Below are 9,464 nucleotides of genomic sequence, written 5' to 3' on the forward strand. Positions count from 1 at the left end.
GTTTTAGCACTAATGATGTGCTTAACACTTACACTTTTATGGTACTAAATAGACCTAATCCTCAATTTCGGGATTAGGTCTATTTCTGCTATTTCTTCTGGTTGATGATTTTCTGGGCTTTCTTCTGCTGAAACTTCTTCTTCTTGATGTTTCCCTTCCTTAGTAGCTACCGTTCTTTTCATCTGCAACACACCTTTGAATGACCTCTTGATTTTCCTTGTTGTAATCCTCTTCTATTTTATCCACAATAAGCTTTTTGAAAAACAGGCAACGAAATATCTTACTACAACCGCTACTAAATTAACAATTATTTACATACAAGATATACTACAAATGAACCAAATATAGTTATATGATGTTTAAATTGCTAGCAATAATTATATTTATACGGGTGCTAATACTTGAACTGAATTATATTTTGTCAATAATGGAACAAGGAGTGTTAATTAAATGAATGTTGAAGCTTTATCCCACGCTATTGATAAAATAAAAGATATTATAAAGGCTTCTCCAAATCAATTTAGAAAAAAACAATGAGTGACTGTAGCTTGTTTTGCACTACTCGTAATAATTATCCTACATGGACTAATGCAGCTTTTTTTAGAAAGGACAGCAATGATGAATACAGTAGTGGACTATGAAATACCTACTGTATATCCAGTTTCACCATTGTACGTAGATTCAGTCGAGTTAGATCAAGATATTAGTCTTAAGTTAAAAGAGGTGTATCCTAATATTGACTTGAAGTATGCTCTATATGTGCATACTTTTGATGGCGATAAGCCAAATGCAAAGAAGTTTTGGATTCCAATAATCAGTAATGGTAAAATTACAAACTTTATTTATGCTTCAAAATTACTAGATGATGGTCGAGTCACTATTGGATATTCAAAAAAAGTGATATTGATATGCTACAAGCTCTTTCTTCCCTGACAACTGAAGATACACCAATGTACCTGGCAGTTGATGCACACTGCTTGTATTGTATTATTGGTGACAGAGCATACTGTACAAGTCCACTTGCAAAAAATGGAACGAGACTTCCCAATATTGAGTTTTCTGGTCTTAGTCTTGTAACCTCGATACTGCCATTAACATAACAAATTAAAAGAGGGTGATTACTTGGTTCTTTAAGAATTTGAGTAACAATTAGGGATACCTTAACAGGTACTTCAAATACAAACTTCTGTCAAAACTAATTTTTAATGCACAAGAGTGCGGATATAAAAAGCGTATGCTATGCGTTATATAATAAAAACATTATTTTTAATCATTGTTAGAAACTAAATAGGTGTAGATTATGAAAAAAAAATCAATTATTACAATAATCATTTTGTTTGCCTCTATAATAGTATATAATTGTTTTATTCCCACAAACATAGCATTGCCAGATTATAATGAAACTGTCATAAACATAACAAAAAGAGAACCAAGTGGTGATACAACAATTGAATTGACTGAACAAGAGAAAAAAGAGTTATACTCAATTTTAAAGGATATAAAAAGTATATATATGCCAAATATAATTGCAGCATATAGTGCTCATGGAAGAACCAGCTACGAAATAAGTATATATTCAAAAACTAAAGGTGATGATTATCGGTTCTTTGTACTTTTTGACTACGACAATCAACCTCTCGCAAGTGTTAGAAATAATCTAAAAGATTCCTATAGAAAAATAATAAACGACGATAATTTAGTTGACTTTTTAAAAACAATGAAATAGGAGATGTAATTTACCTGAACAGCCAAAGGCTAGGAGTCGTTTCAAAACTAAATTATGGTGGTCCCGTTTATGCAGCTTTTGTTGAAAAAGATTCAAGATCTAAGTATCCTTTAACTGATTTAAGACTTTCAAATAGGCTTAATAAAACGGTGAGGCTTACAACTTCAGGTCGACCTATTTTAGATGGTGCTGTTATTTGTTGGGGTTTCATTCTGGATATAGAGTAAAAATTTTAAGGAACTTAACCGAATATCTAATATACTACGGATAAGTTCCAACAGATAATCATTGTAGAAATGACTCCAAAAAGTAAAACAGAAATTCGAGAACTTGCCAAGCCGTTTGAAGTTACGTTTGTTAACCAAAAATACGTAGGGCGAGATGCCATTTTGATAACTAAAAATTTCATTTTTATAGAAGGGGGAAAAATACGATAAAAGCGTAACTGTAACTACTTATATGTATCTGGATGAAAAAGGGGATAAAGATTTTCCAAAATTTAATATCACCTTATAGAAACATCATATACGGCGACAGAGCACATGATGATACGCCTGAAAGGCGAACTGAAGTGTCCCGAGTGTTTCGGATTTATGTCAACGACGTTGCATTAGATGGAGAGATGTCATACTACCAAGGAAATGGATCTTCCAGCTACGAATTTATTTATGACAAGCCATTGCACTTAGAAAATGTGAAAACATTACGCTTAGAAGTGGGCTATAAACAATGATATATTGCAACCGGAATAATTCTTTTCTAATTTCTTAAAATCCTTCACGAAACAATCACTACGGGCAAGCGGCAAGTTTGCCCGTAGTGATTGTTTGGGTGAAAAAGGGATTATTACCCTATAGTTGGAGTTCTTCAACAACCAGAAAAAATGGAAGCGTGTGGGATTACAAACAGTACATGCTTGAAGGAATTTGAACCATATAGGCAAATTGCAACGCTTTTAGGACAAGTCACAAGTCCAAATTTCGATTAGGGATATAAAAAGCATATGCTATCACAGTAACCGTAAAGAATCTGGCGCTACTGAATGCAAAGATTATCGCTGTATTAGTCATATGAAAAGTTTATTCCCGATAGACATGTAGCGAAACCGCCCTATTATGGAAAACAAAATCCATCATAGGGCGGTTTTACTTTTCATATTAAATAAATCCTGCTGAGCAAAGACTGAATCGATAATCAGCCGGCTGGTTATGCAGCAATACTTCTCGTTGATTGCTAGTATTATATCTCTTTAAATTCATTTGATAAAAGACCTTAAGCACAAAATAACACTTATAGAACTCCTATTTCTTAATCCAACTTATAATCTCATTGGCCACCACTTCTGGATATTCCCTTTGAGGAAAATGTCCAGCTTTGCTGATAAGTTTTCGCTCATAAGCACTAGTAAAATAACTTTCTTTGTCGGCGGAGGTTTCTAATCCGTTGCACATATCAGCATCACCATGTAAAACCAAGGTAGGAACTGTAATTTTGGGGTTGGAACTTAATTTTTTTTCCAAACCATCGTACATGGGATCCCCATTAACAAAGCCCCATCTATGACGATATGAATGCAGAACAACATCAAACCAATCCTCATTTTCAAAAGACTCAGCCGTAGCATTAAATTCCTCATCTGAAAAATCCCAAAAAGGAGACCAATTTTCCCACATAAAACGGCAAAAAGCTTTTCTTTCTTTTTCTAAAAATATTTTCCCTGGCTCCAAGGCCATATACCAATGATACCAATAATTTTTTAATTGATTCAAGCTTAATTTTTGTTCTGGTAGATTCGTTCCATACCCTACTGATAAAGAGACACAATGCTGAATACGTTGGGGAAGCAAAAATGCCGCAATATAAGCTGCTCTTGCACCCCAATCATGGCCTACAACTGCAAAATTCTCAAGCTGCAATCCATCAGCAACCTCTACAAGATCATTTCCAATGGCAGAAAGCTGACCGGTTTTCATAGTTCCCTGACTTTTAAAGTGTGTTGGCCCAACACCTCTTAAATAAGGCATAATGGTGCGAAAACCTTCTCTATTCAGTATAGGCGCAACTTTATCCCATGTCCTAACATCATCAGGCCATCCATGCTGTAAAATAACAGGGTATCCTTTCACCGGTCCACTTTCCTCATAGCCAACAACTAATGTTGATGTTTCCACATAATGTATTGGATTTTTCATAAATATCAATCTCCTTTCGTTATTTAGGGCTTTTATACTTGATAATTTTAATTTAGCATGATAACATTTATTTGTAAAATTGATAGTTTCTATTTATTCGATTAAAAATATTAATTTTGTTTGTAGAAAGGAGCTCACTTTATGGAGCTAAGGCAGTTAAAAACATTTGTAAAGATTGCAGAGATAAAAAGTTTTGTCAAGGCAGGAGCATTATTGAATTATTCCCAACCTACTATGACGACACACATACAAGCCTTGGAAAAGGAATTAGACTTTAAGCTTTTTGATAGGTTAGGTCGTGAAATAACGCTTACTTCAGAAGGAAAGCAGTTTCTTCAATTCGCCATTAATATTTTAAATCTGTGCCAAGAGGCCACGCAGCATATTGAAAGTGGTATCCCCTCAGGAAAACTGACCATAGGAACCAGTGAGGCCTTTGGAATTTTAAGACTTCCAGACATAATTAAAGAATTTCGCGCCTCCTATCCAGAGGTGAATCTTGAAATTAAATTTAAATATATGGATGAACTATATGATGATCTTAAACAAAACGAGATCGATTTAGCATTTGTATTAAGTCCCAAAAGTTGCCCGCCAAATCTGGCTGCAGAAATCATTTCTTACGAACCCCTTTCATTGGTTGCCGCACCAGAAAACCAACTTGCGCAAAAAAAAGAAATCTACTTGGAGGATATTGCAAAACAGAATATAATATTGACACAACGAGGTTGTGCTTATCGTGCCATATTTGAAGAACAATTAAAAGAACTTGAAACCACTCCTCTGATTATGGGGGTCAATAATCTCCAAGCCATTAAACAGTATACTATATCCAATTTAGGCATTACAATCTTGCCTCACGTTTATGTTGAAAATGAAATAGAATCCGGTATTTTATGCCAACTGCCTTGGCATGAGAATCATTTTAATATGTTTAGCCAAGTTGTCTATCATAAAGATAAGTGGCATAACCTTGCCTTGTCAGCCTTTCTGGAAATAGTACGAAAACATATAGAAGTGAAAAATACCATTAAGTAAGCACTTCAGTCATCTAGAAAAATAATTTAGATATGAAGTACCTGCTTACACCGTTCTCCTTTATATCTCTTGGAAAAACAGTTTTGCAATAGAAACATTATAGTATACCCCTTCTGCTTTATAAAAATAAGACCTAATCCAAAATTAGGACTAGTTCTTATTCTCAGAGACCCAATGGGTCCCGAAATTATCCCTGCGCATCAGAAGCTCCTGATGAATTTACAAATATACCATGGGCGAGGCATTACAAGTGCAAAAGTATCTCAGTTCTTCCCTGATGGTGTATCCAAGATGCTAGCTACCTACCACAAGGGGGATTGCTTTTTTTAACATGCTATGCTTATTTAAATTCTAAATACTGCAGATTTTTACTTCTTAACAAAAAATAGCCCAAGGCAAATTTCATACCCGGAGCTAAATACTTTTTTTATAATGTAAATTACTCTTTTACTTCAAACTCAGATTTTCCAACACCACATAATGGACACTCCCAATCTTCAGGCAAGCTTTCAAAGGGTGTGCCTGGGGCAATGCCGTGATCTGGATCTCCAATTGCAGGATCATAAATATAACCACAAACTGTACATTCATACTTCTTCATATGATATCGTCTCCTTCTCAAACATAAAATTTGCCAAATCCCTTTCGGGTATTGGTTTCTATTAATCTAAACTTTCTTCGGTATATTTCCCATAGATGGTTTCAAGATTCAAAGAAAATTATAAACTACAATATCCAACCACTTTAAAATCATCGGGAATTGCAACAGAACTTACTAGTTCTTCCAAATTCCAGCTTAAACGGAACAGCGTACTGTCAATAATCCCTTGAAAGTAAAGCATAATTACGCCTGCCGCAATTTTTTCTTCGTAAGAATATACTTCTTCCTCTTTTTTCACTGCCAAAATTACATTTTCACCATGAATTAAAAATCTCCAAGGTTGTTTATTCCAAGCAGATGGAGCTAATCTTGCAAATGCAAATGCATCTAAAATTCCTCTTTCTTCCAACGCAGTGTTGTCCGCACCTTTACCCCATTCATTTAAATATACAATTTCATCCAATCCAAGTCTATAAGCTGAATTTAGTGTTGTTTTTATTACTTTTGCTTTATTATCTTCAAAACCTAATGCGATAATTCCAACAACTTCTTTTTCAGAAACCAGATTCAATTTTTCTTTTACCGCCTTGCTATCCAAGAAGGTTACCCAGCAAGAATCCACGCCGATTTCTGTGGCTTTAAAAATCAATTCTTGTCCAATATATCCGGCATTTTCAATGTAACCATTTGACACAGTAGACAATAACACCATGTAAGACGGTGCCTCTACCATATGCCCTTTGTATCCTGCAATTCCATCTAAAGTAAGATACACCTCATTATTTGACATAATTCTAACTTCAAAATCAATAGAAGAAACTAGCCTTTTACAATCGTTTGCATAATCCTTAATTATTTTTAAATCTGCATTTTTTACAACATCTTTTTTAAAGTCTCTTACCGACTTTGTGTTAAGAATAAGAGTTTGATAATTCAAATCCCAGCCCTCCTCATTTCATTTTAGAATAAATAACAAATTTCTACTTTTAATATACCATATATAGTATTTTTTTACAAGAAAATTAGTATTTGGATCAATTTACATTTGCTAATGTAATATCATTAATGGTGAAAATGAACATTCTTATGGGGTATATCCAGCAATAATAACGAAGAAATTATCACTCAAAATCATTAAAAGCCTCTCTATTTTTGGATTAAAGTATTTGCTATGGTTTCAGCCATGTCATCAATTTCTGATAACTGATCTTTTTTCAAGGTTGACTTAATACTTACCTTGTTTTCTAAAATATTCATATTCTTACACTTTTCCAGCTCCCCTCGGATTAACTTACCACTATTAGGAGCCCATGATCCATTTTCAATTATTGCCACCGTCCGGTTTTGTAAATTATGTGCTACAATATCAAATACCAGTGCTTCCATACTAACAAAAATACCATTATTATAGGTAGTCGAAGCAAATGCCAAATGGCTGTAACGAAATGCTGCTGTTATAATGTCCGATGCATGGGTAACTGATACATCAAACATAACGGCCTTTATTCCTCTGTCCCACAAACGAGATGCTAATATTTCCGCCGCATTTTCAGTATTTCCATAGATAGAAGCATATGCAATAACCACACCTTCCTCTTCTGGAGTATAGCTACTCCATCTATCGTACTTTTCTAGGTATATATCAATATCTTTTCTCCAAACAAACCCATGTAATGGGCATAACAAGCGAATTTCTAAGGGTACTATTTTCTTTAAAATTGCCTGAACCTGAGATCCGTATTTCCCAATGATGTTAGAATAATATCGCCTAGCTTCTTCCATATAATTCTGCTGAAAATCCACCTCATCTGCAAAAATAGCACCATTTAACGCCCCGAAACAACCAAAAGCATCCGCAGAAAATAAAATACTATCGGTAGTATCGTATGTCATCATTACTTCAGGCCAATGCACCATAGGTGCCATATAAAATTTCAGCTGATGCTTGCCTATGGAGAGTTCCTCTCCTTCTTTCACGATAATGGCACGGGAATCAATGTCAAAGTCAAAAAATTGCTTAATCATTGACACAATTTTCGCATTACAAATAATTTTAAGATTTGGATAACGAAGTACCACTTCTTCCAATGTAAAAGAATGGTCAGGTTCCATGTGATGGACCACCAAATAATCTAAAGTTCTTTCGCCCAACACCTCATTTAGGTTTTCAAAAAAAACTCTGCTTACTGCCTTGTCTACTGTGTCAAAAAGAACTGTTTTTTCATCCAACATCAGATAGGAATTGTAAGAAACTCCATCTGGCACAGAATATACTCCTTCAAACATTGCCAAACGTCGGTCATTACCACCTACCCAAGTCAAATCATCTGTTATTTTTTTCAAGCAATGCATATTTCTCGCCCCTTTCCATTTTTGTAATCCGGGTTATATAATTTTTCTTCCCAAAAAATAAATGCTTGTACTTATCATAAACCAAAATCATGCGTTTGTTAATATACTTTCCAATACTTGTTGTATTTAAGCAAAATTTAGCTGTTTGTTTGTACATAAAAGAAGTCCCCTCTGTGATGTATTCCTCTAATAGATCTAAACACGTTCACTCAATAAGTAAAATTTTTGCGAGTAAGCTTGTAATATGTGCTATTCTCAAATGACTTAATAAGCACATCATCCCAGATGTTACCTTCTTTTTTGCAACTGCCCAAAGAAAAAGAAATTTTCCAATTGACAAATAGAGAATAATTCCTTATTATGTTAGTTACAACTAACTTTTATGCAAACAAATTTAAACTTCAGCGAGAGAAAGTAGGTCAAATTACATGAACGCACTGAATTACATAAACAACCTCTTCTGGCTAGGTGTCCCGGATATCCTGAAAGGGCTGGCTTTAACTCTATTATTTATCTACATATTTAAGAATGCCATAAAAAAACATAGTGCTATTTTTTACATTTATCCAGCACTTTTGTTTTTGTGGTATTGCACCTACGGAATTCTGAATCTTTTGAACGTAAATCTTTATGATCAAATTGGCGAAACCATCTGGTGGGAACTCCTTTGGCTCCCCCATTCCTTCGCCCTGGACACCGTTATTGGGTTAGCCTTTATTATGATTGTTATGTTTATCGGTGTATTGCCTAAATGGAAATTTGTGCGGCAACTTTATACAATTCGAAAAGAGATGTCTATCATTGGTGGTCTTATTCTGATAGGTCACGGCGTGATGAGGTTACCTACAATGAAATGGGCTTGGGAAAACTTAGTCAATATGAATCTATTTTTGTTCTTTTCCTATGCCATTCTGGGTGTTATTTTACTGATACTTATTTTTATCCCCTGGATTACATCTTTTCACTTTGCACGAAAACATTTTTCCGCAAGGGGCTGGAAAAAGCTGCAAACCTACACAAGTGTACCTCTAATGGTATTAATTTGTGTGTTTGGTATTGCTATCAATTTAGGTTGGGGTTTCTCTAGCTTTTCAGGATTTGGAATAGATCTATGGGAAGCGACCACGATTCCCGACGGTAGCGCAGTATCAAATCTAGCGCAAGGTTATGGAGTGGCCACAGCTTTTCTATCTGCGAAAATATATCTACTATTACTTGTCTCATATGTTTGGTTAAGAATCATAAAGACGAGAAAACAGCCCATTCCAATAAAACAATACCATGTACAGCCACTAGAAAGTAACGACGAAAGCCTTTTGTCCGTAAAATAACCGAAATAAGAAACATACTTATCATCATTTTCATCATCAAAATTTATACTCATACCCCCTTGCTGATTTTTTTCTATGAAACAAAGCCCTGGCAATAACCATTATTCTGGTTTTTCTAGGGCTTCTCTTCTTCCCAATTGAGTATAGCTATACGAGATTTAATTAATAAAAAACGTAGCTAAATAGAGGTTTTTTTCAATATGGCTGATACTTTATCTTCCCAT

At 34.6% G+C, this 9,464-nt stretch carries 10 protein-coding genes; 5 read left to right on the forward strand and 5 right to left on the reverse strand.

Features of this window, described 5'->3' with window-relative positions; all coding sequences use genetic code 11:
- Nucleotides 1–44 precede the first annotated feature (44 nt).
- Nucleotides 45–182: a hypothetical protein gene (locus RTK36_RS15955; protein ID WP_312048215.1), complete on the reverse strand. Its 138-nt coding sequence runs from the start codon at nucleotides 180–182 to the stop codon at nucleotides 45–47.
- Nucleotides 183–615: 433 nt separating this feature from the next.
- Here RTK36_RS15955 and RTK36_RS15960 point away from each other — a divergent pair, with 433 nt between their 5' ends.
- The 3 genes from RTK36_RS15960 (at nucleotide 616) to RTK36_RS15970 (ending at nucleotide 2,459) form a co-directional block, all read left to right on the forward strand.
- On the forward strand, nucleotides 616–933 hold the full coding sequence (locus tag RTK36_RS15960; protein ID WP_312048216.1) for a hypothetical protein: 318 nt from the start codon (nucleotides 616–618) through the stop codon (nucleotides 931–933).
- Nucleotides 934–1,300: 367 nt separating this feature from the next.
- Entirely contained in the window at nucleotides 1,301–1,726 is a 426-nt protein-coding gene (locus RTK36_RS15965; RefSeq protein ID WP_312048217.1) for a hypothetical protein, read from the forward strand.
- A 571-nt stretch (nucleotides 1,727–2,297) separates the two neighbouring features.
- The gene (locus tag RTK36_RS15970; RefSeq protein ID WP_312048218.1) at nucleotides 2,298–2,459 is read left to right on the forward strand and encodes a hypothetical protein; all 162 of its coding nucleotides are present in this window, start codon (nucleotides 2,298–2,300) and stop codon (nucleotides 2,457–2,459) included.
- A gap of 568 nt (nucleotides 2,460–3,027) precedes the next feature.
- Here the strand turns inward: RTK36_RS15970 and RTK36_RS15975 are convergent.
- On the reverse strand, nucleotides 3,028–3,918 hold the full coding sequence (locus RTK36_RS15975; RefSeq protein WP_312048219.1) for an alpha/beta fold hydrolase: 891 nt from the start codon (nucleotides 3,916–3,918) through the stop codon (nucleotides 3,028–3,030).
- A gap of 141 nt (nucleotides 3,919–4,059) precedes the next feature.
- Between RTK36_RS15975 and RTK36_RS15980 the strand changes: the two genes are divergently transcribed.
- On the forward strand, nucleotides 4,060–4,956 hold the full coding sequence (locus tag RTK36_RS15980) for a LysR family transcriptional regulator (RefSeq protein WP_312048220.1): 897 nt from the start codon (nucleotides 4,060–4,062) through the stop codon (nucleotides 4,954–4,956).
- A 439-nt stretch (nucleotides 4,957–5,395) separates the two neighbouring features.
- Here the strand turns inward: RTK36_RS15980 and rd are convergent, their stop codons facing one another.
- The 3 genes from rd to RTK36_RS15995 all read right to left on the reverse strand — a co-directional run bounded on the left by rd (nucleotide 5,396) and on the right by RTK36_RS15995 (nucleotide 7,909).
- A complete protein-coding gene (rd, locus tag RTK36_RS15985) occupies nucleotides 5,396–5,557 on the reverse strand; it encodes a rubredoxin (RefSeq protein ID WP_312048221.1) in 162 nt (53 codons plus the stop codon).
- A gap of 118 nt (nucleotides 5,558–5,675) precedes the next feature.
- Nucleotides 5,676–6,494, reverse strand: a complete 819-nt coding sequence (locus RTK36_RS15990; protein WP_312048222.1) for a nitroreductase family protein — start codon at nucleotides 6,492–6,494, stop codon at nucleotides 5,676–5,678.
- Between the two features lie 209 nt (nucleotides 6,495–6,703).
- Nucleotides 6,704–7,909 (reverse strand): FprA family A-type flavoprotein, encoded by a 1,206-nt coding sequence (locus RTK36_RS15995; protein WP_312048223.1) that lies wholly within the window; start codon nucleotides 7,907–7,909, stop codon nucleotides 6,704–6,706.
- A 428-nt stretch (nucleotides 7,910–8,337) separates the two neighbouring features.
- Here RTK36_RS15995 and RTK36_RS16000 point away from each other — a divergent pair, with 428 nt between their 5' ends.
- Complete coding sequence (locus RTK36_RS16000) at nucleotides 8,338–9,240, forward strand: hypothetical protein (RefSeq protein ID WP_312048224.1); 903 nt, start codon at nucleotides 8,338–8,340, stop codon at nucleotides 9,238–9,240.
- Nucleotides 9,241–9,464 lie beyond the last annotated feature (224 nt).

Source organism: Anaerotignum sp. (assembly GCF_031981185.1).
In the GTDB taxonomy this organism is placed as follows: Bacteria; Bacillota; Clostridia; order Lachnospirales; family Anaerotignaceae; genus Chakrabartyella.